The following is a 24,176-nucleotide window of genomic DNA, read 5'->3' as shown; positions in this document are numbered from 1 at the left end:
ATTTTGTCGTATGTCAGTGCCCAGCAGCGTTATATTCAAAGCTTACCTAAGTATTTAACTTTGTGTGAGCATAACTATGTGCGTGCGCTTAAACTATTACCACATGAGCGTCGTGTAGGTCAGGAGCGAAAGGTGCAATTAGGCCATAGTACCTTTGCTGTTAAAGTTGACGATACAGCAAAATACACCACAGATATTTCTATTAGCCAAGAGGCGGGTAATTTAGCCTCAGTTAAGCCTTTGTATTTAACTGTGCGTATGTACCATGATGCGAAAGTAGCCGAAATTGTGCATCATGATTTTCATCAGCGTATTAAGCCTTCTTACGCTTATCCAAACCCGAACATGCATCAAAAAGATGAAAAATATCAGCTTAATGCCTTTTTGTATGACTGGCTGATTGCTTGTGTTGAAAATGGCCGAGCAGTTTTAAATTGGGATGTAAACAATGGCTTGGTTTAGTAATGCCTACCATTTTGATAAAACAGCGCTAAAAGTCGCTCATATCACTGACTGCCATCTATCAAAAGATACTAGTGGTGAATACTTTAGCGTGAATACGGCAGCATATTTTGCGCGTTGTTTACAGGCTATTGCTGAGCAAAATGCGGATTGTGTGGTGTTTGGTGGTGATTTAACACAAGATCACAGCAGTGAGTCTTATCAGCTTTTTGCTAAGTTAATAGAAGACGCAGCGCTCAATTGTCCGGTATTTTGGCTGCCGGGTAATCATGATGAACTTTTTGAATATGAAGCGCTTACAAGTTCACAAATTCTAAGTAGTAAACGTATTACCTTTTTAGGTGGGCAACTACTTTTGGTAAACTCAAAAGGTTCGACCCCTGCAGGCTGGGTAACACAAACACATTTAAATGAATTAAGCGAGGCGATAGGACAAGTCCCGAGCGTAGTGTTTTGTCATCATAATCCGCTACCTATTCAGGCTTACTTAGATAAGCATATGTTAGAAAATGGTCCGCAGTTTTTAAATACCTGTGTCAACAGTCAGCAGTGTATTGGCGTGTTCCATGGCCATGTTCATCATGAGTACACTCAAAACTACCGTGATCTCAGCGTGTTTGCGACACCAGCCAGTTCGATACAATTTACTAAGCACACCATGGCATGGCAGCAAGAGGACTTAGGCCCTGCATTTCGACTCATCAACTTAAACATTGATGGGCAACAAAATTTACTGTTAAGCACGGATGTAGTATGGCTAAACGAGTAATTTATATACACGGTTTTAATAGCTCTGAGCAATCTTATAAAGCAGTTCGTTTTGGTAAGCATATGGCGCAATTCGATGTAGATTATCAGGTGCCGCGACTAACTCATGAGCCGTTACATGCAATTTTACAATTAGAACAACTGTTAAATGATGATACTGTATTACTAGGTAGTTCATTAGGCGGTTTTTATGCGACCTATTTGTCGCAACGTTATTCGATACCCGCGGTGGTAATTAATCCTGCGGTTCGCCCATTTGAGTTACTCGATAACTATTTAGGGGAAAATTATAACCCGTATCAAGATAGTCACTATGAACTTGGTACTCGTCACATGGATGCATTGCGCAGTTTATATTTGCCGCAATTAGACACCCCTTCATTGATTTATTTGTTACAGCAAACGGGCGATGAAGTACTGCCTTTTCAGCAGGCGGTTAAATATTATTCTCAGTGTAAGCAACACGTTGAATTTGGAGGCGATCATAGTTTTATCGGCTTCGAACAAACCTTTGCAAGTATTGTAGATTTTCTTAAAATCACGTAAAACATAGCTAAGCGCATAAAAGATATAAAAACTATGAGTCAGCAAAATTATAACGCCGAAGCAATTGAAGTCTTAAACGGGTTAGAGCCCGTAAAACGCCGCCCAGGTATGTATACCGATACGGTTCGTCCTAACCACTTAGGTCAAGAGGTTATCGATAACAGTGTCGATGAAGCAATGGCTGGTCATGCAACAAAAATAGATGTCATCCTTCATGAAGATAACTCGCTTGAGGTTATCGATGATGGCCGTGGTATGCCAATTGATATACACCCTGAAGAGGGTATTCCGGGTGTGGAACTTATTTTTACCAAGCTGCACGCTGGTGGTAAGTTCTCTAATAAAAACTATCAGTTTTCAGGTGGTTTACACGGTGTAGGTATTTCGGTTGTGAATGCGCTATCGACTCGTGTTGAAGTTACCGTCCGTCGTGATGCACAGCAATTTCGCATGGCCTTTGAAAACGGCGATAAAGTTGAAGACTTAAACGTGATTGGCACTGTGGGCAAACGTAACACAGGTACAACCGTGCGTTTTTGGCCTGATGCCAGCTATTTTGACTCAGCTAACTTCTCTCTTACTAAGCTTAATCATTTATTAAAAGCCAAAGCGGTATTATGCCCAGGCCTGCGCATTAAGTTTACCAACAAGCAAACTAAAGAAAGCCAAGAGTGGTATTACGAAACGGGCTTAAAAGACTATCTAGTTGAAGCAGTTAAAGGCTTTGAAGTATTACCAAAAGAACCTTTTATTGGTGAGTTTTCAAGCTCAACAGAAGGCGCTGACTGGGCTGTTGTGTGGCTACCAGAAGGTGGTGAATCGATCGCTGAGAGTTATGTTAACTTAATTCCTACCGCTCAAGGCGGTACGCATGTCAATGGCTTGCGTCAAGGCTTGCTTGAAGCGATGCGTGAATTCTGTGAATTCAGAAACTTATTACCACGAGGCGTAAAGCTTACCCCAGATGATATCTGGGAGCGTTGTAGCTACGTATTGTCGGTTAAAATGCAAGACCCGCAGTTTGCAGGCCAAACGAAAGAGAAGTTATCATCTCGCTCATGTGCTGCGTTTGTCTCGGGTGTGGTGAAAGACTCATTCAGTTTATGGTTAAACGAACATACTGAAACCGCTGAATTATTAGCTGAGCTATGTATCTCAAATGCACAGCGCCGTTTACGTGCTGCTAAAAAAGTCGTGCGTAAGCGCATTACCTCAGGCCCTGCATTACCCGGTAAATTAACTGATTGTAGCGCTCAAGATAATGACCGCACTGAACTGTTTTTAGTAGAGGGTGACTCTGCAGGTGGTTCAGCAAAACAAGCGCGCGACCGTGAATTCCAAGCAATTATGCCGCTGCGTGGTAAAATATTAAATACGTGGGAAGTTGAGTCAGGGCAAATTTTAGCATCACAAGAGGTGCATGATATTTCTGTGGCCCTTGGTATCGACCCTGACTCAAGTGATTTATCTGGTCTGCGTTATAACAAAATTTGTATTTTGGCCGATGCTGACTCGGATGGATTACACATTGCCACCTTGCTTTGTGCGCTGTTTGTTCGTCACTTTCCATCGCTAATAAAACAAGGCCACGTTTACGTAGCTATGCCTCCGCTATTTCGTATCGACATTGGTAAAGAGGTTTATTACGCCCTTGATGAAGATGAAAAGAACGGTATTTTAGCGCGCATTGAAGCCGAGAAAAAACGCGGTAAAGTCAATGTTCAACGCTTCAAAGGGTTAGGTGAAATGAATCCGTTACAATTACGCGAAACGACCATGGATCCTAATACACGTCGTTTAGTGCAATTAACCTTGGACGAAGAAGAGCAAACTATGGAAATGATGGATATGTTACTTGCGAAGAAACGTTCGTCAGACCGCCGTCAGTGGTTAGAAGATCACGGTAACCGCGCTGAAGTTTAATAAAGTGTGTGGCAATCTAGTTTCTAGCAAAGAATTAAAGGGCAAGACAAAAATGAAAAAAATACTGACCTCAATATTATCGCTGAGCTTGTTATCAGCGCCTGTAATGGCAAAAGATATTCTTGATAAGTTAACAGTTACTGATGGTTTTTCTATTAGTCTGTTTGCTGATGATGTTGAAAATGCGCGTCAAATAGCGGTTTCAAAAAGAGGCATTGTTTACGCAGGTTCCCGTAAAGCAGGAAATGTTTATGCTCTGATTGATCACAACAGTGATGGTGTGGCTGATAGAAAAATGGTTATTGCCACAGGTCTTGAAATGCCATCAGGTTTAGCAATCAAAGACGGTGACTTATATGTGGCTGAAGTGTCACGCATCATTCGCTTTAAAGACATCGATAAAAACCTAAAAGATCCAAAATTCGATGTGGTTTACGACAAGTTTCCGACTGATCGTCACCATGGTTGGAAGTTCATTAGTTTTGCGCCAACGGGTGAGCTAATTGTGCCTGTGGGTGTGCCATGTAACATTTGTGCTGAAGACGACAAGTACGGTCGTATCTTTTCGTTAGATGTGGATACAAAAGAAATTAAAACAATCGCCAAAGGAGTTCGTAACTCAGTTGGTTTTGATTATCACCCTACAACTAATGCATTTTGGTTCAGTGACAATGGCCGTGACATGATGGGTGATGATATGCCACCTTGTGAAATTAACCGTGTTGGTGAAGGTGAAGAGGGCGCCCATTATGGTTTCCCTTATGTTCACGCAGGTGCAATTTTAGATCCTGAGTTTGGTAAAGGTAAAAGTATTGCCGACTACAAATCACCAGCTCTTGCATTAGGTGCTCATGTTGCACCACTGGGTATTCATTTTTATAACGGCAAGCAGTTCCCTGCGAAATACAAAGAACAGCTGTTTGTTGCTGAGCATGGCTCTTGGAACCGCAGTAAAAAATCAGGCTATAGAGTGATGCTAGCGAATGTTGAGCAAGGTCGTATTACTAAGTACACCCCGTTCATCACAGGCTTTATGCAAAACGAAGAAACATTTGGTCGCCCAGTTGCATTTGCAGAGCTTGCAGATGGCAGCTTATTGATCTCAGACGACTTTGCTAACGCGATTTATCGTGTTAGTGCTAAGAAAAAATAGGTAAGCGTTAATGAGTGATACAGATACCTTGCTGATGCAAGGCGTAGAACAGCAAACAATGGGGCGCTTTACTGAAGACGCCTACTTAAACTACTCAATGTACGTCATTATGGACCGTGCTTTACCTCACGTAGGTGACGGTCTAAAACCTGTACAGCGTCGTATCATTTATGCAATGAGCGAACTGGGGTTATCGGCGCAAGCAAAATATAAAAAATCAGCGCGTACCGTGGGTGATGTACTAGGTAAATACCACCCGCATGGTGATAGTGCTTGTTACGAAGCGATGGTGTTAATGGCACAGCCGTTTTCTTATCGCTACCCGCTGGTGGATGGTCAAGGTAACTGGGGGGCTGCGGATGATCCTAAGTCATTTGCTGCAATGCGTTACACCGAAGCGCGTTTATCTAAGTTCTCAGAAGTTCTACTAAAAGAGCTTGGTCAAGGCACCGTAGATTGGACCGCAAACTTTGACGGCACACTCGATGAGCCAATGGTATTGCCTGCGCGTTTACCACATATCTTACTTAATGGTGTAACCGGTATTGCGGTGGGTATGGCAACTGATATACCCCCACATAATGTTCGTGAAGTTGCCAGTGCTTGTTGTTTATTACTTGATAAGCCAAAGACTGAAATCGAAGAGTTGCTTGAGTTAGTGCATGCGCCTGACTACCCAACAGAAGCTGAGATCATCACACCGAAAGACGATATTCGTAAGATTTATCAAACTGGACGTGGCTCTATCAAGATGCGTGCAATTTACACTGAAGAGCAAGGCGACATTGTGATCACTGCGCTGCCTCACCAGTGTTCAGGTGCAAAAGTGCTCGAGCAAATAGCAGCTCAAATGAATGCTAAAAAGCTGCCGATGGTTGCGGATTTACGTGACGAATCTGATCACGAAAATCCAACCCGTATTGTAATTGTTCCACGCTCAAACCGCATTAAAGCTGAGCCATTAATGGCTCACTTATTTGCAACCACAGATTTAGAAAAAAACTACCGTGTAAACCTAAACATGCTTGGCCTTGATGGTCGTCCGCAAGTTAAAGATTTACGTAGTATCTTAACAGAGTGGTTAACGTTCCGCCGCGAAACAGTTCGCCGTCGCTTACAACACCGTTTAGATAAAGTACTCGCACGCTTACATATTTTAGAAGGTTTATTAACGGCCTTTTTAAACATTGATGAAGTCATCGAAATTATCCGTACTGAAGATAAACCAAAGCCTGTTTTAATGGAGCGTTTTGGTTTAACTGATATTCAAGCGGAAGCGATTTTAGAGTTAAAACTACGTCATTTAGCAAAACTTGAAGAGTTCAAGATAAAAGGTGAGCAAGATGAGCTTGCGCTTGAGCGTGACAAGTTAGAGCAAACTCTTGGTTCAGAGCGTCGTATGTCGACCTTGATGAAAAAAGAAATCCAAGAAGCGGCTGAAATGTACGGTGATGAACGTCGCTCTCCAGTCGTTGAGCGTGTCGAAGCTAAAGCTCTTAGTGAAAAAGATCTTATCCCTTCAGAGTCAGTCACCGTTGTATTATCTGAAAAAGGCTGGGCTCGTGTCGGTAAAGGTCATGATTTAGATGTTGAAGGACTAAGTTATAAATCAGGCGACAGCTATAAAGCCTCTGCGCGAGGTAAGAGTAATCAGCCAGCAGTGTTCCTTGACTCAAGTGGTCGTGCTTTTGCGACTGATGCGCATAGCTTACCTTCAGCACGAAGCCAAGGTGAGCCTATGACTGGGCGTTTTAATTTAAGCTCTGGCGCTAACTTTGAGCATGTGGTGATGGCAGAAGATAACCAAGTGTTGTTAATGGCTTCAGATGCGGGTTACGGCTTTATTAGCGACTTTAAAGATCTTGTGAGTAAGAACAAAAACGGTAAAGCGCTGGTTAGCGTACCTAAAGGCGGTGAATTACTCGCGCCAATTAGAGTTACTGATGTAGCGACAGATTACTGTATGGCTATTTCTAACGAAGGCCGAATGTTGTTATTCCCACTGCGCGATCTACCTAAGCTTAGTAAGGGTAAAGGAAATAAGATTATTTCTATTCCTAGTGCGAAAGTACAAGCTCGTGAAGAGTTCGTAAAAGTGCTCGCGGTTGTACCAGAAGGCAGTAGTGTAACCTTACATGCAGGAAAGCGAAAACTGACACTTAAACCAAGTGATCTTGAGCATTACCATGGCGAACGGGGTAGGCGAGGTAACAAGTTACCGCGTGGTCTACAACGGGTAGATGAAGCTGTTATTGAATTTACACAAGTTGATGATAATGAAGAGCCAACTTCAGAAGTAACAGAATAAAAATAAGGCCCGAAAGGGCCTTATTTTTTCATCAATTCGCTATAACTTTCATTGATGCCGGCTTAGAAAAGTTAAGATAATGACCATTATCAGCTTTTACTTCCATTAATTCCTGATGACTTGTATGCCCGGTAAATTGAGCTGTTCGTCGATAAGAGAGGTTCGGCCAATCTGATAATACAACGGCTACACCGGGGGCTGCTTTTATATAAACTGGGTGTTTATAAATAAAAGAAGGTAGTTTGTAACCAGAGCGTTCATTTGCACTGAGGCAGTACTCACTTTGATCTATTAAGCTCACAATACAACCTAAGGCTTCTTTTGAACTAAAAACGCGCATTGATCTTGGCTTAGAAAAGTCAAGGTAATGGCCATTTTTAGCAAGTACTTTTTTAAGTTTTTCATGTTCAACAGTTCCATTGAACGTAGCTATACGGTTATAAGACAAATTAGTGTAATCAGATAACATGACTTGCAAACCTTGTGGTGCTCTCACATAAATTGGCTTCTTGTGCACAAATGCAGGTAAAGAACTTACTTTTTGCCCATCCTCAAGACAAAACTCCTCATTTGTTTCGATATTAACAATACAGGCTTTTGGCTTGTCGAATGTACTGACTATCGAGGTTGCTAAATTTTGTTTTGCGGGTTTTAAATTTTTAGCTGCTAAGATATTTGAACCACAGTGAATCGAAGCAAAAACAGGATTGGCAGACTGTTCGATATTGATATGAAACTTATTCATTTTATCTGTATTTAATCGATTCTCAGGCAAATTAAAAGTTTTTGTACCTGCTTTTTCAGTGACCACAATTAATTGGCAGCTAGACTTTGCAAAGTTATCTTTATACACCGCACCAGATGAGCCATGAAGCGCAGGATAGATAAAGCTTGAAAGTTGCTTGTTGGGATCATAAAAGCCAATCAGAGTCGTAATGGCAACATCTTGCTTGTAAGGTGTTCTTTGCAAATTACTCTTCGTATTTGTATCTACTACAATATTACTCCACGGTTCCATTTTTTTACTAACAGGATTCCATTTTGTGAAACCTGTCATTGAACTTGGAGAAAAATTAGCTTTGCTTTCAAAAAAACGCTGAATACGATTTAGCTCATATGGAGTGTGTAACGTATATTTATTGAATTCGTAATACATTGGCCCACCACCAGACATTGATCCTTTACCATATTGGTGGCCATTAAAAGACGCAATACACGTTTCCTTATAGCAACGGTCTTTGTAAGTTACTATAGATGAAAAGTTAGGTATAAATTTATCTAAATCCGCATCCCAACCCCAGGTTGAGTTACGTTCATCCGCAGGACGATGCAACACACCATCTACACCACCAGGGTAGTGTCCCATACCATAATTATGGCCAAGTTCATGGCTAAACTCATTTCCTTCAGAGCGGCGCAAGGTGACCATTCCAGCCCCTCCGGATAAACCATGAACAAAAATACCATTACTATATTTACCGATAGCATTATGAGCGGTTAATTGTGCACTACTGAATGGATGTGAAGTGGGACCAGACATTCCTGAAGCGTTAATTCCATAGTTAGCGTTATTAATACCGTGGGAAAATAAGTTCTTTGCGATTTGATGACGCATATCACCGCTATAAACCCCCCCTTTACTCGGATCTGAGTCGGTAAGTAAGTTACCATTTGGCAACATTACTTCAGTAAGGTGAATCGGCTCGAACTTATTAACTGTTAATTTACTGAGCGGGACTTGTTGGAAATACTGTCGATGTAAGTCTGGATCATTTTGAAATGTGAATTTGTCACGATAAGGCGTAAGTAAACCAATATCTATTGTGTTAATGATTAAGTTTGAGCTTCCACCTACAGTAACGTTCTTCAGCTCTCCTTGTTTCTCTTCAAACTGGAAAGAGAGGCGCATATTTGGTTTAACAACAGATGCGGGGACTATAGTTGAAAATGTGTCTTCACTATAACTAATTGGGTTGGCACTATCTTCAAACCCAAAAGGTTTAGTGAAGTTTTCTGGCGAGCGCATATATGTTTGGTAAAGCAGGCTATTATTGTGATCAAGTACGCTTAATATAATTTTTGCATCATTATTCAATTTATCATGTGGCTTAAACATGATCATCGTTCTTCGTTCGGCTACCAAGTGAGGTTGAATGTCGTCTTCAACCCCATTTTGTGATGGCGTAATTGAGTTTTGTGCAAAAAGGACCGTGGCTGGGAAGTTTCCTGTTGTGTCACTATGAAACTCGTTTTGATTAAATGTATTGGTCTGTAAGGCCGATGCATTAAAGGAGTGACACAATGCAAATGAGCCAAGTAACGCTATGACTATAGGAGTTTTTTTCATTAGCACTTACCGTTTTTTGTAGTTTATAAATAGGGTAGGGGTATGAAAAAGTTAGCATTTTAAAAGCCATTACTCTTTAAGAGGCTTCATAATTTTTTTTGAGAAAAATCTGTAAATACAAAGAGGCCTCTCACGTTTGTTTGTCGTTTTTATGCTCATTATTTGTAGTGAAATGATGATATATTGCTTAGGCTTACACATGTGCGCTTAAAGCTATGGCTATGGCACTTTTCACGTTATAATGCGCGCTGTTTAGTACGAGGAGAATTCGTTTGTTAGCTTTTTTTCGCATCATTTTCATGGCTTTATTTATAATTTTAAGCTGTGTGTTTGGTTTGCTCTTATGTATTGTTAAGCCATTTCATACCAATAATGTACATATTATTTCAGGTTGGTTTTGCAAGGTAGCTAAAATTTTAGGTGTAAAACTTGAGCTTAAATACCACGATGATCCAAAAAATATAGGCCCTGCTGTGTATGTGGCAAATCATCAAAATAACTATGACCTATTCACTTTACCTGCCATGGTGCCAGAGAACTGCGTAAGCCTAGGTAAAAAAAGCCTTAAATGGATCCCGTTTTTTGGTCAGCTGTATTGGTTATCGGGTAACATATTGATTGACCGTGCAAATCGTTCAAAAGCCGCAGGCACAATTTCTAAATCAGCTGAGAAAATAAAACAAAAAGGTCTATCTGTTTGGATGTTTCCTGAGGGCACACGAAGCTATGGTCGTGGTTTATTACCTTTTAAAACAGGGGCATTTCACACAGCAATGAGTGCTGATGTGCCCGTTGTGCCAGTTTGTATGAGTACAACGCACAAAACTATTAAGCTAAATCGCTGGGATAATGGTACAATTTACCTCGAAATGTTAGCGCCGATTTATCTTGATAAAGACGTATCTGCTCGTGACCATGCTTCACATGTTCATCAGATTATGGCTGCTAAAATAACTGAATTAGATGCTCAAGTGAGAAACAAATAATGGAAAATTGGCGCGGAATTACTGAAGACATCGTTACTTCATTACTTGAAGATGGCTCAGATCCTGAAGTACTTTATGAAGTGGAACACCACTTTGTTAGCGAAAATTTTGAAAAGTTAGAGCAAGCTGCTTTAGCCGCTTTTAAACTAGGATACGATGTTGAAGAGCCAGCTGAACTTGAGCTAGAAGACGGCGAGAAAGTATGGAGCTTTGACGTGGTTGTTGAGTGTGAGCTTGACGTAGAAGCTATTATGGAAGATGTCGATAAGCTAGAAGCACTTGCTCAGCAAACAGGTGTTGAATACGACGGCTGGGGCACTTACTTTCAGGAATAAACAGCTAGAGAGCTGTCAGCTATCAGCCGTCAGCTTTCAGGGATAAAGTTAGCGAGTTGCTACTTTCTAACTTTCCCCTAGAAACTTTCTAACTTTCTCCTTTCTAACTCATACCTATTTCGTATTCGCTACCCAATCTATAGACATTTGTAAGCAATTAGCGATAATAAAAAACTCGATGTTTTTATGCGCTAAGCTCACATATGCTTATTACCTTACCCATTGCCGAACTTGTACCAGGGATGTTTGTTGACAGTGTCAGTAAGCAACAAGAGCATGTAAATAGTATTAAGATCAAAACACGTGGTTTAGTGCGTGATAAAACAATTATTCAACGCCTGATCTCTGAAGGGGTTGAAGAGCTACTCATCGACTTTACACAAAGCGATGTTGCACTGCCTAAAAAATACCAACCAAAACCTGAACCGGCTAAACCGAAAGTTGAACAAAAGTCTGCAGCTAATGGCTCACCGCAAGGGATCACGGTTCAACAAGAGTTTCTAAAAGCCAGCGTGCATTACGAACAACATAGCCGAAAACTGCAAAGTTTCTACTCTGATATTACATCGGGTTTGAAAATGAATGTATCGGTGCTTGATGATATCGCCGTTGATATAGTCAGCTCGGTATTTCGTAATCACAATGCATTAACTATTTTAACTCGCCTCAAAGATAAGCATATTTATAACTGGCGGCACATGATCAACACCGCGATTTTGGTGAGTGTGTTTGCCAAGTATTTAGGCTACAAAGAAAAGACAATTAAAGAGCTGGCAATGGGTGCATTGATGCACGATATCGGTCAAGCGAAAATGCCACAAGGTGTACTATCTAAACCAAGCGCTTTGAATGACAATGAAATGCAAGTTGTTAAAAAGCATGTGGCACAGAGCCTTGGCTTAGTAAAAGGTGAAAAGGGCATTACACCATTAATGCTCGATATGATAGTAAATCACCATGAGCGTTTAGATGGTACAGGTTACCCACGTGGTATTGCTGCTGAAAAGCTTAGTCGCGCAGCACGAATGATGGCCATTGTTGATGTTTATGATGCGATGACTGCAGATAGACCTCATCAAATGGGTGAAGAGCCAATCTCAGCTCTGCGTTATTTACTTGCTAATAAACAATTGTTTGATTCTGAATTAGTACAACGTTTTATTAAATGCTTGGGTGTGCATCCAGTTGGCACAATCGTTAAGTTAAACAATGAGCGCTTAGCGCTAGTTATGGAAGGTAACCACGAAAATCCTATTAAGCCAAAGATAAAGGTTTTCTATAATGCTAAGCACAAGCACCATATTACAGCTAAAGATGTCGATCTAAGCGTAGAAAAAGAACTAAAAATTATGGCTAGCATCAAACCATTAGATTATCAGCTTAATTTGGCTCGTTTGTTAAAAGAGCATCTGCTTGTTTAGACTTAATACAGCGTTTTTTGGCGCTGCGTTTTGCTGATATAAATGCACCACTAAAACAACTTGTCATTAATACCAACCAAAGCAAAGAGCCTTTTTCCACATGTAAGGCCACGCAACAGAATAGAAGCGATAAAACAGCACTCAGCATAGCACCTAGCCAATAGTGATTAACTGGGTTATCGCAATCACCTGCTTTAGTACAAGCGCAATAGTTTGCTTTACAAAAATAATGAACGCTGACACCGCATAACATCAGTGCTGCAATAATCAATGCGATTTCCATACTCAAGCTCTACAGAAAAACCTTTATTTTTAGTCTAATAGGACGTGAAATAGATGTCAATGCAAATGATAACTACTATCACTTGGTGTTTTTGTAATCAGACCTCTGATGAGTTTTAATAAGTTGTTATCTTGTTGTTAAAATGTCGGTTTTTTACCTAATTCTAACGAAAAATTACAGTTTTTTGATCTTAATTAAGGTAATGTTCGAAAGTTTGTAATTATTAGAATAAAACATCTAATACCAACATACAGCGCTAATCTTTTATGCTTAACTAATAGGTTGCCCTCGTTGTTGGATTAGCTTTCGCACAAGTTTGCAAGAGGACACAGATTTATGAAGTTCACTAAAACACTTATTGCAGCATCACTTGCTGTTGTTTCTGCTGACAGCTTTGCTGCAGCTTTCCAATTAGCTGAGCAAAACGTATCAGGTTTAGGTCGTGCATACGCTGGTGAAGCAGCTGTTGCTGATGACGCGTCTGTTGTTGCTCGTAACCCTGCACTTATGTCTTTATTCAAAGACAAGCAAATTTCAGTTGCAGGTATTGCGGTAATTCCAGATGTAAGCTTAAAAGGTGAAAGTGCTGCGTACGGCTTAGATAAAAGCTCTATCGATGATGATAGTATCGCTCCATCTGCATTTATACCTGCAGGATACTTCACTATGCCTTTAAACGACAAAGTGTCTTTAGGCTTTGGTGCTTTTTCAAACTTCGGTCTTTCAACTGAATTTAAAGACGATTACGCAGCGGGTTCTATCGCAGGTGAAACTGAAATCGTTACAATTAACATGAATGCAAGCGCTTCATACAAAATTAATGAACAGTTCAGTCTAGGCCTTGGCTTAAACTATGTTTATGCAGATGCTAAAGTTGTTCGTAATGCAGGTACTAACCCGTTTGGTTTACCAGCTAGCACGCAAATCGCTCACCTTGAAGGTGACGACTACGGCTTTGGTTGGAATATTGGTGCAATGTATCAGTTAGACGAAAACAGTCGTTTTGGTTTTAACTACCGTAGCGAAACTGATATCGACTTTGAAGGTGAGTACTCAAACCAACTTCCAGCAGCTGTTGGCGGCTTAGCGGGTACTGTAGTACCTGGTGAGTTAAAATTAACTTTACCAGCAATTGCTGAGTTCTCAGGTTCACACCAAATTGATAAGAAGCTTGGTGTACATTACAGCATCTTATGGACTGGTTGGGACAGCTTCCAAAAGTTAGAAGCTTATACACCAAGCCAAGAAACGCCAGTATTCTCTAAAGCAGAGAACTTCTCTGATTCAATGCGTTACTCTATTGGTACTGACTACCAATACAGCGATGCACTTTTACTTCGTGCAGGTATTGCCTACGATGAGTCGCCAGCAGACCAATCACACCTTTCAATCTCTATCCCTGATACAGATCGTTTTTGGTTCTCATTTGGTGGTAACTACGCATTTAGTGAAAACTCAAATGTTGATTTAGGTGTAAGTATCCTTCGTGGTAAAACACAGAACTTCTCAGAAAAAGACAGCTTAGCGGCTTCTTTAGGCCAAGATGTTTCATGGGAATATGAATCAAAAGGTCACGCAGTACTAGTTGGTGCTCAGTACAACTACAAATTTTAATTGTGACGCGACGTAAAGTCGCTGCTACAGAGCATTAAAAAGCCGCGCTATAACAATGTCATAGCGCGGCTTTTTTGTAAGCGTGATTTTATATCACGCTTAATTACTTGTAAGTTATAGACTTTCGATTTTCGCTTTTTGCGCTAATAGTTTGTCTTTCGCATCTGTAAATTCAGCCAGTTTAGCATGCTCTTTAGCAAGCACTGCTTCTGGTGCGTTATTTACGAACTTCTCGTTAGCTAACTTGTTTTGAACTTGTGCTAAGCCTTTTTCTGCTTTTTCAAGCTGCTTCGCGATACGAGCAAGTTCAGCTTCAACATCGATTAAGCCAGCCATTGGGATCATGATCTCAAGGTTGCCAACATACGAAGTTGCACACGCTGGTGCATCGTCTTTGTTATCAAGTAGCGTGAACTCCTCAAGCTTAGCAAGAGAAGCTAAGAATGCTTCGTTTTCCGTTAAGCGGCGCTTGTCTTCATCAGACGCGTTAGCAAGCAATACAGATAGAGGCTTACTTGGGCTGATATCCATTTCACCACGGATGTTACGAATAGCAAGAATGAATTGCTTAACCCACTCTAGGTCAGCCATCGCTTGGCTATCAACATTTGCTTCATTGTAAAGAGGGAAACCTTGAACCATGATGCTAGTGTTGGCAGTTTCGATACCTGCAAGTGGCGCAACACGTTGCCAAATCGTTTCAGTGATGTAAGGCATTAACGGGTGCATCAAGCGTAGTAGGCTTTCTAATACTGTGATTAAGGTATGACGAGTACCACGTTGTTGTGCTTCGTTACCTTTAAACAATACTGGTTTAGTAAGCTCTAGGTACCAGTCACAGAATTGGTTCCACGTGAACTCATAAATGGTGTTTGCTGCTAGATCAAAACGGTAGTTTTCTAGATGCTCAGTATAGGTTTTAACAGTTGCTTCAAATTGGCCTAAAATCCAACGATCAGCTAGTGAGTACTGTTTTTCAGCATCCGTAGCGAAGCCACAGTCTTGCTCTTCTGTATTCATTAATACGTAACGGCTCGCGTTCCATAGTTTGTTACAGAAGTTACGGTAACCTTCAAGACGATTCATATCCCAGTTGATATCACGACCCGTTGAAGCCATTGCCGCAAGGGTGAAACGCAGTGCGTCTGTACCGTGTGCTTCAATACCATTTTCGAATGTTTTACGGGTATTTTTCTCAATCTTCTTGGCTAGTTGTGGCTGCATCATGTTACCAGTGCGCTTTTCAACCAGGCTTTCAAGGTCGATACCGTCAATCATATCGATAGGATCAAGTACGTTACCTTTCGACTTAGACATCTTATCGCCGTTTTCATCACGGATAAGGCCAGTTACGTAAACGGTTTTAAATGGTACTTGTGGCTTGCCGTCTTCATCTTTGATGAAGTGCATGGTCATCATGATCATACGAGCAACCCAGAAGAAGATGATGTCGAAACCTGTTACCAATACGTCAGACGGGTGGAAAGTTTTTAAATCATCAGTGTTTGCCGGCCAGCCTTGCGTTGAGAAAGTCCAAAGCGCAGATGAGAACCAAGTATCTAAAACGTCTTCGTCTTGTTTAAGGGCAACATCATCAGCAAGGTTGTTATCGCGGCGTACTTCAGCTTCGTCACGACCAACGTATACGTTACCTTCGTTGTCGTACCAAGCAGGAATGCGGTGACCCCACCAAAGCTGACGTGAAATACACCAATCTTGTACGTCGTTCATCCACGAAAAGTACATGTTCTCGTATTGTTGAGGTACAAATTTAATATCGCCATTTTTAACTGCTTCTTTCGCAGGCTCTGCTAGAGGTGCTACGCGAACATACCATTGGTCTGTAAGAAGTGGCTCAATTACTACGCCAGAACGGTCACCGTAAGGTACCGTTAGGCTGTGATCTTCGATTTTTTCTAGTAGGCCAAGTTCTTCAAATTCAGCAACGATTGCTTTGCGAGCATCAAAGCGGTCAAGGCCGTGTAAACGCTCTGGAATTGGCGCATCTAACTCAAGCTCTTTACCGTCGAATGTGTAGCTTTCGCCTTCGCTTAATACAGCAGCATCTTTATTGAAGATGTTGATCATTGGTAGCTGGTGACGTTTACCCACTTCGTTATCGTTAAAGTCGTGGGCAGGCGTGATTTTCACACAACCTGTGCCTTTTTCCATGTCTGCATGCTCATCGGCAACAATTGGAATACGACGGTTTACGATAGGTAGTAAAATTTCTTTTCCGATTAGGTCTTGGTAACGCTCATCATCAGGGTTAACAGCAACACCTGAATCACCTAGCATTGTTTCAGGACGTGTTGTCGCAACAATGATGTAGTCTTTACCATCTTTGGTTTTTACGCCATCAGCAAGTGGGTAACGTAGGTTCCACATGTGACCTTGTTTGTCTTTGTTTTCAACTTCAAGATCAGAAATCGCTGTGTGTAGTTTAGGATCCCAGTTAACTAGGCGCTTACCACGGTAAATTAAATCTTCTTTGTGAAGACGTACAAATACTTCTTTAACTGCTTCAGAAAGGCCTTCGTCCATAGTGAAACGCTCACGGTCCCAATCTACAGAAGCGCCTAAACGACGTAATTGTTTAGTGATCGTGCCGCCTGAGTGGTTTTTCCATTCCCAGATTTTATCGATAAATGCATCACGGCCTAAGTCGTGACGTGTTTTACCTTCTTCAGCAGCAAGCTTACGCTCAACAAGCATTTGTGTTGCGATACCCGCGTGGTCAGTACCTACTTGCCATAATGTGTTGTTGCCTTGCATACGCTTTAAGCGCGTTAGCGTATCCATGATGGTATCTTGGAACGCGTGGCCCATGTGTAAGCTACCCGTGACGTTTGGTGGCGGGATCATAATTGAGTATGCGTCACCTTGGCCAGACGGTTTAAAGTAGCCATTTTCTTCCCAGCCTTGGTATAAAGACTGTTCAATATCTTGCGGATTATAGGTTTTATCCATTACACAGAACCTTAAATAAATGCTTAAATGTCAATTTCTTGCGTTGCAATATGGGCGCCCAGTTGGCGAAGCTTTTTAAACCGCTCACGGGCGGCTTGTTTAGCATTTGGCTCAACGGGTACGAAATCATAAACCTGCTGAAAACGACGGATAAAATCCGGTAGGTGTTCAGCTAAGTTGATTAATATTTTTCTGTTGCCGACAGGTGGAGTCATACCAATCTCAACCGGAGCGCCACCTTTAGGGCCTTCACCTTGTAAGTTGTGAGGTACGAAACTATCTGGTTCAAATGACCAAATAATGTCGTCGATTGTGTGGGCCGTGTCGGTGTTATCGGCGTAAATAAATACGCGATGACCTAGACGATACTGATCTGCAGCAATTTTGGCTGCAAGATCGAAAACAGCGTCTGCCGTTTGGTGGACACTATCATCTTGTTTTAGAACGTAAAATTGTGCGTTCATATTCATAGTGACTTTCGTCCCCACAGATACACAGATCAAAGCAGGGATTTTGACATAGAACGCGAATTGCTTCAATTAATAAGGCGCCATTTGGCGCCTTATTTAGGGTTAGTTTTAAGCTTTCGACAAGGCTTAATCGTGACTTGCTTCACTTATGCCCGCACGGTTTAACAAATACTGGGTTAACATAGGAACCGGACGACCAGTTGCACCTTTGTTTTTACCGCCGCTGCGCCATGCTGTACCTGCGATATCTAAATGCGCCCAGTTGTATTTTTTGGTGAATTTAGATAAGAAGCATGCTGCTGTAATCGTACCTGCAGCACGACCACCTAAGTTGGTAAAATCAGCGAATGGGCTTTCAAGTTGCTCTTGATAGTCATCCCATAGCGGAAGCTGCCATGCGCGGTCGCCACTTTGCTCAGACGCTTTAAGTAGGTCATGGGCAAGTGGGTTATGGTTAGATAGTAAGCCCGTTGCATGTGAACCCAGAGCAATAATACACGCACCCGTAAGTGTTGCTACGTCGACAACAGTATCTGGTTCGAAACGCTCAACATAAGTTAGGGCATCACACAGCACTAAACGACCTTCAGCATCAGTGTTTAACACTTCAACTGTTTGACCTGACATCGTTGTTAAAATATCACCAGGACGATAAGCATTTGACCCTGGCATGTTTTCACAACCGGCTAAAACACCGACAACGTTGATAGGTAACTGCATTTGTACCAATGCGCGCATAGTACCAATAACACCCGCTGCACCACCCATATCGTATTTCATTTCGTCCATGGCTTCGCCAGGCTTGATTGAAATACCGCCAGAGTCAAAGGTTAAGCCTTTACCTACTAATACGATAGGTGATTGGTCTTTGTCGCCACCTTGATAGTTGATTACTGACATAACTGATTCATTAGCACTACCACGACCTACCGCTAAGTATGAATTCATGCCAAGCTCAGCCATTTTTTCTTCACCAATAATATCAACGCTTACATTATCGAAGTTATTAGCAAGCTCTTGTGCTTGTTCTCCTAAATACGCAGGGTTACAGATATTTGGTGGCATGTTGGCAACGTCTTTACATAATTTGCTACCTGCAGCGATTGCTAAGCCATGCTCAATGGCGCTTTCGCCAATTGTTAACTCGCGGCGTGTTGGCACGTTGAAAACAATTTTACGAAGTGGGCGACGCGGATCGCTCTTTTTGCTTTTCAGTTGGTTGAAGGTGTATAAGCAGTCTTGAGTTGTTTCAACTGCTTGGCGCACTTTCCAGTAGGTGTCGCGGCTTTTAACGTGTTGCTCTGTTAAAAAGCATACTGCTTCCATTGAACCGGTTTCGTTTAGCGTGTTAATCGTTTTTGAGATGATTTGTTTATATTGTTTGTCATCAAGCTCACGCTCTTTACCACAACCGACTAACAACACACGCTCACTCAGTACATTTGGTACATGATGTAATAGCAATACTTGGCCTGGTTTACCTTCAAGGTCACCGCGGCGTAGCAAATTTGAGATATAACCGTCACTGATTTTATCTAATTGTTCACCAATGGGGGATAAACGACGTGGCTCATAAACGCCTACTACAATACATGCGCTACGTTGCTTTTCTGGACTACCACTTTTTACGCTAAATTCCATTGTTACTCCTGATATTGAGTCGTATAACCTTAGTTTATAAGGGTAAGAAATTCTTTTTCGAGTCCTTTCTTACATTTTTTAGTTTAATAGCACTAATCTTAGTACATAAACTATGACTCTATTTATGTGTTTTTGAACTTTATCTTAATGTGAATATCAATATCACATAATAGACGCCATCTGCACCATTTATGCAAGATTATATGTTCTTGCTAGGTATGATATTTAACTTTGATGGCATATAATAAAGTGAGTAAAATAACTAGTTTACTCAAAATTCCTTACTATTCCAGTGAAACTCGATGTTTAACAGGGGCGAGCATTGCTAATTTTTCGTTATTTGACCACTGAAGTCTTCAAGTCGCAGGTCGCCGTATTTTTAACTTTGATGACTATTTTTGTGTCTCAAAAGTTTGTCGTTATCTTAGGAGACGCCTCTGAAGGGGGTCTTCCAGCTAAACTTGTGCTTTCGATGATTGCACTAAAACTTCCTCAACTAGCTTCTCTTATACTGCCTTTGAGTATCTTCTTGGGTATTATTTTGGCGTACAGTCGCATTTATGCTGACAGCGAAATGACTGTTTTCAAAGCCTGCGGTGTTAGTGAGTGGTATGTGGTTCGTGTCACACTTATCTCAAGTACTGCGATGGCTGTTTTAGCTGGGGCGCTGACACTTTATGTTGCGCCATGGGCCAGTGAACAAGAATATCAATTAAAAGAGCAAGCAAAAGCGGATGCTGGCTTATCGGCACTTCGTGCAGGGCGTTTTCAGCAAACTGGAAACGAAAAAGCGGTGGTTTTTATTCACAACATCGAAAATAGCGGAAAAGAGCTACACAAAGTATTTGTTGCTCAGCTACCCGATCGTGAAAAAGGTGACTTAGCACGTTTGGTGTATGCAGAACGTGGTGTGGTGATTGAGCAAGAAAACGGTGAACAGCAACTTGTTCTTAACGATGGTAAGCGCTACGAAACAGATGGCGAGTCTGCTGCGTTAAACTTAACAGAGTTCGATGGTTACAGTGTGCAAATTCAAGATCAAGAAATTGAACATCAGCGCCGTAAGTTAGAAGCTATTTCAACGCTTGATTTATTCAAAATGAAAACCTCTGAAGCCATTGCACAGTGGCAGTGGCGTTTAGCTATCCCGCTTTCAATTCCATTATTAACCTTATTAGCAGTACCGCTAAGTGTGGTGAATCCGCGCCAAGGTAAATTCGCTAAATTGGTGCCCGCAATCAGCTTGTATTTAGGGTATTTCATTTTACTGAATGCCGCTAAATTTGCAGTTGAAGATGGCAAAATCCCACCTTCAATTGGCTTGTGGTGGATCCATTTATCAGCTTTGTTTATTGGTGGTTTCTTGATTATTAAAGGTCGTCCGCTCGGCGCATGGTTAAGGTCAATTGTGACTAAGCGGGAGCTAAGCATATGATGAAAACTCTCGACTGGTATTTAGGCCGCAGCATTATTCAAACAACCGGTTTTGCTTTAATGGTACTGGTGGGTATTAGTACCCTGATTAAGTTTATTGAGCAGTTAAAATCGGTTGGTCGTGGTAGCTATGATATTGCAACCGCGCTGATCTACACCATATACAGCATGCCGGGTGATTTGGTTATTTTCTTTCCTATGGCTGCACTGATTGGCGGATTGACCGGTCTTGGCGCTTTAGCATCCAACAGTGAGTTGGTGGTAATGCAAGCCGCGGGTATGTCACGTCTGCAAATTATTACTTCAGTTATGAAAACCGCTATGTTTATGGCGATTTGTATGATGGCGCTTGGTGAATGGGGCGCCCCTGAAGCACAGCTCAAGGCAAAAGAAATACGCAATCAAGCAATTTATGGTGGTGATGTTTTTAATGCCAAGCAAGGTGTGTGGGCAAAAGATGGCAGCAATTTTATTAATATCGAAGATGTCGACCAGCAAGGTACGTTACGTGGCGTGCATATGTATCACTTTGATAAGTCGTTGCAACTTACTCAGATCACAAAGGCTGAAGAGGCATTAAATCGTAAAGATGGCTGGTTACTTCGTGATGTGAATAAGGTGGTGATCACACCTGAGCAGATCAGTACTGAACAGCACAAGGAAGAGTTTTACGACTCGCAGCTGACCGCTGAAAAGTTAGGAGTTGTATCAGTGAAGCCCGAGGCGCTTTCGTTTACTGGGCTTTGGTCATATTTAGGTTATTTGCAGCAAAATGAGCAAGACACCAGCACTTATGAGTTAGCTTTATGGCGTAAGGTTATGCAACCGGTATCTATAGCCGTTATGTTGTTAGTTGCCTTATCGTTTATATTCGGCCCGCTTCGCACAGTAACCATGGGTGCACGTATCATCATGGGTGTAATAACAGGTATTACTTTCCACTTAACCAATGAAATTTTTGGTCCTGTGGTGATGGTTTATCAAATTCCAGCTGTGGTTGGTGCTGTGTTACCAAGCTTACTGTTTATAGGGTTTGCTACTTATCTATTGAATAAACGAGTGTAATGCTCGTTTAAAATGCACAAAAAAAGCGTGGTTTGTTGCCACGCTTTTTTTGTACTTGATGTGTTGCTTAATCACTTAATCAAGTGAGCGATAAATACGTTTATTTTCTTCTTTGGTGAGGGTGATCACTTCAGTTTTTGCGATGTAATCTTGCAATGCGCGCTTATTTTTAAAATCGACCAACACCACTAAATTACCTAAACCTAATAGCGCAGTAATGGCTCTAAGTGCACCTTGTTGCCAGCTAATTAATTGACCATCGAGGGTTTGCACCTTTAAACGCCATGCCCGCATACCAATTGTTTGGCCACTCTTAGCCCAAAAGTAGCTAAAGAAACTAATACTCACTATTACCAATAATGCACTTCGAATGCCATACAGTAATGGCGAGTTTTGAATGAAAGCAGATACATCCTCAGCGTCACCAATGCTTAGTAAGTCTAAAGAAATTAGCCCTTGAACAGCTAATAAATACAGTACGGTAGTCAGCATCGCAAAGGCAATGATAACCAAGGTATCGTAGATTAAAGAGGCAAAGCGGCGCCAGAAACCGGCACGTGGAAACTCAGCTGACATAAACAATCTCATCCAATTAAATTGCGCAGTAGTTTAGCAAAGTCCTTCGCAAACAAGAAATACTTAACGGCCGTTTAGCAAGTCGACAAACAGGTCTGACCTGCTATAGTTGAGAAAATAATAAAAAATGAGCACACAATTATGGCCGTTTCTCAAAGCGAAACCCATCAGGTATTTAATCAACCCAAACCACTTGAAAACTACAATGCCTACGAGGCTGATACCGTATTACAGTATTGGCAAAACCGTTTTGCAGGGCAGTGGGGAACTGTGCATTTAGCTGCGTTTGGGGAGCAAGTGGGTGGCGTATTACTGCAAGCTGGTTTTTTAGCAAACAAACACTTACCAGAATTAACGACTCACAGTCGGTTTGGCGAACGCATAGACCAAGTTGACTATCATCCAAGCTATCATGAGCTGATGCAGCATGCCATAGAGCAAGGTCACTGCGCATTGCCTTGGCAACAACAAAAAGCCGGGAGTCATGTTGTAAGAGCTGTGATGGCAGTGCTGCACAATCATGCAGATCCGGGCTCCGGCTGTCCATTAACCATGACTTTTGCCAGTGTGCCAGCTATTGCCAGCCAAGAAAATATCGCAGCTATGTGGCTACCTAAAATAATGGCAAATCATTACGACCCAGATAATAAGCCTTGGTCTGAAAAAAAGGGTGTCACTATAGGTATGGCGATGACCGAAAAACAAGGCGGCTCTGATGTTCGAGCCAATACCACTAAAGCCGCAGCTATTAATGAAAGTGGCGCAGGGCAATTATATGCTTTAACTGGGCACAAATGGTTTTGCTCAGCGCCCATGAGTGACGCATTTTTAGTACTCGCTAACACTGATGAAAACCAATTATCCTGCTTCTTAGTGCCGCGTTGGCTCGAAACTGGTGAGAAAAATGCCATGTATATTCAGCGTTTAAAAAATAAGTTAGGTAATCAATCGAATGCGAGCTCTGAAATAGAGTTCAGAGGCGCGCATGGCTGGTTGCTAGGAGAGCCAGGGCGAGGCATTGCAACTATTATTCAAATGGTCGCTTTGACTCGTTATGATTGTATGCTTGGTTCAAGTTCGTTGATGTTGCAAGCTGTGAAAGAAGCGATATGGCACACTTCAGGGCGAAGTGTATTTGGTAAAAACCTGCACCAGCAGCCACTAATGCTTAATGTACTGGCAGATTTAGCTATCGAGGCTGAAGCTGCACTTGCTATTTCCATGCGTATTGCACATGCTCTTGATAATCAAGGTAATAGCAATGAAGTTGCATTAGTACGCAGTGCCACTGCAATAGGTAAATACTGGATCTGTAAGCGTGCGGTGCAGCAGACCTATGAGGCTATGGAATGTATTGGGGGCGTGGGTTATGTGCAAGACAACATTATCAGTCGACTTTATAAAGAAGCACCTGTTAACTCAATTTGGGAAGGTTCTGGTAATGTTCAGTGCCTTGATCTTTTGCGTGTATTTAATCGTGAGCCTGAATCTCTGAAGGTGCTTATGAATGAGCTTGAAAAGGCACGCAGTTTGAGCCTCGACTACGCGACAAAGTTAGATGAACTACAACGAATGCTCACTGATGCCGCGAATCTCGAAATGCATGCTCGACGCATAATTGAAAGGCTTGCGCTACTTTGGCAAGCATCAACGCTATTACAATTTGGCGAGCCACTTATTGCAGACGCGTTTGTGAAGAGTCGTCTAAATGAAGTGAGTTTTAGCCAGTACGGCTGTCTTAGTCATGACATCGATTGTCAGGCTATTGTTTCACGAATGATGCCAAAACTCTAAAGTTAACAACTTGTTTAATTATTGTGCGGTTGAGTAGTGGCACCGCATAAAACGCTTGCTGCCTTACCTATTCTTTGTAT

At 41.7% G+C, this 24,176-nt stretch carries 19 protein-coding genes; 13 read left to right on the top strand and 6 right to left on the bottom strand.

Features of this window, described 5'->3' with window-relative positions; translation table 11 throughout:
* Positions 1–3: 3 nt before the first annotated feature.
* From EVU92_RS00670 to parC, 6 genes are read left to right on the top strand one after another with little or no spacing between them, the layout of a single operon-like run.
* Positions 4–462, top strand: a complete 459-nt coding sequence (locus EVU92_RS00670; protein WP_130049628.1) for a DUF1249 domain-containing protein — start codon at positions 4–6, stop codon at positions 460–462.
* Positions 449–1,231 carry a metallophosphoesterase gene (locus EVU92_RS00665; protein ID WP_130049627.1) on the top strand — a complete coding sequence of 261 codons (783 nt, stop codon included), beginning with the start codon at positions 449–451 and terminating at the stop codon, positions 1,229–1,231. The genes EVU92_RS00670 and EVU92_RS00665 overlap by 14 nt, the downstream gene beginning before the upstream one ends.
* Complete coding sequence (locus EVU92_RS00660) at positions 1,216–1,776, top strand: YqiA/YcfP family alpha/beta fold hydrolase (RefSeq protein WP_130049626.1); 561 nt, start codon at positions 1,216–1,218, stop codon at positions 1,774–1,776. Before EVU92_RS00665 ends, EVU92_RS00660 begins: the two co-directional genes overlap by 16 nt.
* A gap of 33 nt (positions 1,777–1,809) precedes the next feature.
* Positions 1,810–3,699, top strand: coding sequence for a DNA topoisomerase IV subunit B (parE, locus tag EVU92_RS00655; protein ID WP_130049625.1), 1,890 nt, complete (start codon positions 1,810–1,812; stop codon positions 3,697–3,699).
* A gap of 52 nt (positions 3,700–3,751) precedes the next feature.
* Positions 3,752–4,852 carry a PQQ-dependent sugar dehydrogenase gene (locus tag EVU92_RS00650; protein ID WP_130049624.1) on the top strand — a complete coding sequence of 367 codons (1,101 nt, stop codon included), beginning with the start codon at positions 3,752–3,754 and terminating at the stop codon, positions 4,850–4,852.
* 10 nt (positions 4,853–4,862) lie between these two features.
* A complete protein-coding gene (gene parC / locus EVU92_RS00645) occupies positions 4,863–7,160 on the top strand; it encodes a DNA topoisomerase IV subunit A (protein ID WP_130049623.1) in 2,298 nt (765 codons plus the stop codon).
* Between the two features lie 31 nt (positions 7,161–7,191).
* Here parC and EVU92_RS00640 read toward each other — a convergent pair whose 3' ends face one another.
* Positions 7,192–9,507 carry a M66 family metalloprotease gene (locus EVU92_RS00640; protein WP_240701328.1) on the bottom strand — a complete coding sequence of 772 codons (2,316 nt, stop codon included), beginning with the start codon at positions 9,505–9,507 and terminating at the stop codon, positions 7,192–7,194.
* Between the two features lie 272 nt (positions 9,508–9,779).
* On the opposite strand from EVU92_RS00640, the gene EVU92_RS00635 reads away from it, so the two are divergent.
* The 3 genes from EVU92_RS00635 (at position 9,780) to EVU92_RS00625 (ending at position 12,249) form a co-directional block, all read left to right on the top strand.
* Positions 9,780–10,493 (top strand): 1-acylglycerol-3-phosphate O-acyltransferase, encoded by a 714-nt coding sequence (locus tag EVU92_RS00635; protein ID WP_178926618.1) that lies wholly within the window; start codon positions 9,780–9,782, stop codon positions 10,491–10,493.
* Positions 10,493–10,828: a ribonuclease E inhibitor RraB gene (gene rraB / locus EVU92_RS00630; protein WP_130049621.1), complete on the top strand. Its 336-nt coding sequence runs from the start codon at positions 10,493–10,495 to the stop codon at positions 10,826–10,828. The genes EVU92_RS00635 and rraB overlap by 1 nt, the downstream gene beginning before the upstream one ends.
* A gap of 203 nt (positions 10,829–11,031) precedes the next feature.
* Entirely contained in the window at positions 11,032–12,249 is a 1,218-nt protein-coding gene (locus tag EVU92_RS00625) for an HD-GYP domain-containing protein (protein WP_130049620.1), read from the top strand.
* Here EVU92_RS00625 and EVU92_RS00620 read toward each other — a convergent pair.
* A complete protein-coding gene (locus tag EVU92_RS00620) occupies positions 12,209–12,532 on the bottom strand; it encodes a hypothetical protein (protein WP_130049619.1) in 324 nt (107 codons plus the stop codon). The two genes, EVU92_RS00625 and EVU92_RS00620, sit on opposite strands and share 41 nt — an antisense overlap.
* Before the next feature lie 336 nt (positions 12,533–12,868).
* Between EVU92_RS00620 and EVU92_RS00615 the strand changes: the two genes are divergently transcribed.
* Positions 12,869–14,146 carry an outer membrane protein transport protein gene (locus tag EVU92_RS00615; RefSeq protein ID WP_130049618.1) on the top strand — a complete coding sequence of 426 codons (1,278 nt, stop codon included), beginning with the start codon at positions 12,869–12,871 and terminating at the stop codon, positions 14,144–14,146.
* 114 nt (positions 14,147–14,260) lie between these two features.
* Here EVU92_RS00615 and EVU92_RS00610 read toward each other — a convergent pair whose 3' ends face one another.
* The 3 genes from EVU92_RS00610 to pepA all read right to left on the bottom strand — a co-directional run bounded on the left by EVU92_RS00610 (position 14,261) and on the right by pepA (position 19,227).
* Positions 14,261–17,116 carry a valine--tRNA ligase gene (locus EVU92_RS00610; protein WP_130049617.1) on the bottom strand — a complete coding sequence of 952 codons (2,856 nt, stop codon included), beginning with the start codon at positions 17,114–17,116 and terminating at the stop codon, positions 14,261–14,263.
* Between the two features lie 23 nt (positions 17,117–17,139).
* Positions 17,140–17,586: a DNA polymerase III subunit chi gene (locus tag EVU92_RS00605; protein WP_130049616.1), complete on the bottom strand. Its 447-nt coding sequence runs from the start codon at positions 17,584–17,586 to the stop codon at positions 17,140–17,142.
* A 126-nt stretch (positions 17,587–17,712) separates the two neighbouring features.
* Entirely contained in the window at positions 17,713–19,227 is a 1,515-nt protein-coding gene (pepA, locus tag EVU92_RS00600; protein ID WP_130049615.1) for a leucyl aminopeptidase, read from the bottom strand.
* A 322-nt stretch (positions 19,228–19,549) separates the two neighbouring features.
* Here pepA and lptF point away from each other — a divergent pair, with 322 nt between their 5' ends.
* Positions 19,550–20,662, top strand: a complete 1,113-nt coding sequence (gene lptF, locus EVU92_RS00595) for an LPS export ABC transporter permease LptF (protein ID WP_130049614.1) — start codon at positions 19,550–19,552, stop codon at positions 20,660–20,662.
* Positions 20,659–21,726 carry an LPS export ABC transporter permease LptG gene (gene lptG / locus EVU92_RS00590; RefSeq protein WP_130049613.1) on the top strand — a complete coding sequence of 356 codons (1,068 nt, stop codon included), beginning with the start codon at positions 20,659–20,661 and terminating at the stop codon, positions 21,724–21,726. The genes lptF and lptG overlap by 4 nt, the downstream gene beginning before the upstream one ends.
* Positions 21,727–21,801: 75 nt before the next feature.
* Here lptG and EVU92_RS00585 read toward each other — a convergent pair whose 3' ends face one another.
* Positions 21,802–22,302: an RDD family protein gene (locus tag EVU92_RS00585; RefSeq protein ID WP_130049612.1), complete on the bottom strand. Its 501-nt coding sequence runs from the start codon at positions 22,300–22,302 to the stop codon at positions 21,802–21,804.
* 141 nt (positions 22,303–22,443) lie between these two features.
* On the opposite strand from EVU92_RS00585, the gene EVU92_RS00580 reads away from it, so the two are divergent.
* A complete protein-coding gene (locus tag EVU92_RS00580; protein ID WP_130049611.1) occupies positions 22,444–24,096 on the top strand; it encodes an acyl-CoA dehydrogenase family protein in 1,653 nt (550 codons plus the stop codon).
* The last annotated feature ends 80 nt before the right edge of the window (positions 24,097–24,176 follow it).

The organism is Pseudoalteromonas sp. MEBiC 03485, assembly GCF_004195145.1.
GTDB classification, from domain to species: domain Bacteria; phylum Pseudomonadota; class Gammaproteobacteria; order Enterobacterales; family Alteromonadaceae; genus Pseudoalteromonas; species Pseudoalteromonas apostichopi.
The sequence above is the reverse complement of the archived record's forward strand: the minus strand, read 5'-3'. Positions and strand labels throughout refer to the sequence as shown.

Coding starts and splice junctions, on each gene's coding strand:
- EVU92_RS00665 (WP_130049627.1), top strand. CDS start 449: ATGGCTTGGTTTAGTAATGCCTACCATTTTGATAAAACAGCGCTAAAA.
- EVU92_RS00660 (WP_130049626.1), top strand. CDS start 1,216: ATGGCTAAACGAGTAATTTATATACACGGTTTTAATAGCTCTGAGCAA.
- parE (WP_130049625.1), top strand. CDS start 1,810: ATGAGTCAGCAAAATTATAACGCCGAAGCAATTGAAGTCTTAAACGGG.
- EVU92_RS00650 (WP_130049624.1), top strand. CDS start 3,752: ATGAAAAAAATACTGACCTCAATATTATCGCTGAGCTTGTTATCAGCG.
- parC (WP_130049623.1), top strand. CDS start 4,863: ATGAGTGATACAGATACCTTGCTGATGCAAGGCGTAGAACAGCAAACA.
- EVU92_RS00640 (WP_240701328.1), bottom strand. CDS start 9,507: ATGAAAAAAACTCCTATAGTCATAGCGTTACTTGGCTCATTTGCATTG.
- rraB (WP_130049621.1), top strand. CDS start 10,493: ATGGAAAATTGGCGCGGAATTACTGAAGACATCGTTACTTCATTACTT.
- EVU92_RS00625 (WP_130049620.1), top strand. CDS start 11,032: ATGCTTATTACCTTACCCATTGCCGAACTTGTACCAGGGATGTTTGTT.
- EVU92_RS00620 (WP_130049619.1), bottom strand. CDS start 12,532: ATGGAAATCGCATTGATTATTGCAGCACTGATGTTATGCGGTGTCAGC.
- EVU92_RS00615 (WP_130049618.1), top strand. CDS start 12,869: ATGAAGTTCACTAAAACACTTATTGCAGCATCACTTGCTGTTGTTTCT.
- EVU92_RS00610 (WP_130049617.1), bottom strand. CDS start 17,116: ATGGATAAAACCTATAATCCGCAAGATATTGAACAGTCTTTATACCAA.
- EVU92_RS00605 (WP_130049616.1), bottom strand. CDS start 17,586: ATGAATATGAACGCACAATTTTACGTTCTAAAACAAGATGATAGTGTC.
- pepA (WP_130049615.1), bottom strand. CDS start 19,227: ATGGAATTTAGCGTAAAAAGTGGTAGTCCAGAAAAGCAACGTAGCGCA.
- lptG (WP_130049613.1), top strand. CDS start 20,659: ATGATGAAAACTCTCGACTGGTATTTAGGCCGCAGCATTATTCAAACA.
- EVU92_RS00585 (WP_130049612.1), bottom strand. CDS start 22,302: ATGTCAGCTGAGTTTCCACGTGCCGGTTTCTGGCGCCGCTTTGCCTCT.
- EVU92_RS00580 (WP_130049611.1), top strand. CDS start 22,444: ATGGCCGTTTCTCAAAGCGAAACCCATCAGGTATTTAATCAACCCAAA.